General features: G+C 58.7%; 2 protein-coding genes. One reads left to right on the plus strand and one right to left on the minus strand.

Annotation, left to right across the window (positions count from 1 at the left end):
* Nucleotides 1-424 (plus strand): hypothetical protein (locus tag FY112_RS00125; protein ID WP_210384793.1); only part of this gene is annotated, 424 nt, incomplete at its 5' end.
* 101 nt (nucleotides 425-525) lie between these two features.
* Here the strand turns inward: FY112_RS00125 and FY112_RS00130 are convergent.
* Nucleotides 526-794, minus strand: a 269-nt coding sequence (locus FY112_RS00130) for a flavin reductase family protein (protein WP_181018105.1), incomplete at its 5' end; no start/stop codon positions are given.

Genomic DNA, 794 nt, shown 5'->3' on the forward strand with positions numbered 1-794 from the left:
CTGCGCCGGCAGCAAGATGCTTGGCGCGGGTCTCAATCCTGAACAGCGCATAGCCGTCCAATGTGTGGCTGAAACGGGTGCGCAGCCCTACGCCGCGGCGGCTTGCATCGCGGTGCGCCTGACACTGCGCGAGTTGCAGAAATGCGTCGAAGGAGATTTTGGAGGCGATGGCTGCTTTGGCGATAACAACGATCTCGTAGGGAAGAACGGCTGGACGATGCGGACACTGTCTAACGCCGTCAGTGACGTCATCTACGGGCCGGGCCAAAATCACGATCTCTTTGGCAGGAAGGGATGGCTCGGAACAACACTCGAAAACGTACGCAGCGATGTCGAAAACGGTGTCGGCGAAAATAACGATGCGATCGGAAAGAAGGGTTGGGCATGCCAGCGACTGGGCTGCGAAGATTGGTCGCCTTTCTGACCGCCTTGGTGATAGAATTCTTGAGCCTGGGAGGCGGGCGATTTCAGTTGCGGTTTTCGCCAGCCACCGTTCGAGCGGCGCCTGCAGGGTTTTGTCCGTGCCTAGATTAGGCCGTTTTGATCAACCTCCGCCGGAAGTTCATGATAGCCGCCGCGCCAGTAGAGCAGCGGCCCTATGCCCTGCCGGATTTCCATCGCGCAGACATGTCCGACCAAAACGGCATGGGAATTGTAGTGGAATGCGGTTTCTAGCTTGCAGTCCAGGACCGTCAGGGCATTTTCAAGGACCGCCGCGCCGGTCTTGAGGCGATACCATCCTGCATCGCCGTAGCGTTCGGCGCCCTTTCGTCCGTCAAGACCGGCAAAGGATT

The organism is Rhizobium sp. PEPV16, assembly GCF_008919455.1.
GTDB lineage: Bacteria > Pseudomonadota > Alphaproteobacteria > Rhizobiales > Rhizobiaceae > Rhizobium > Rhizobium leguminosarum_Q.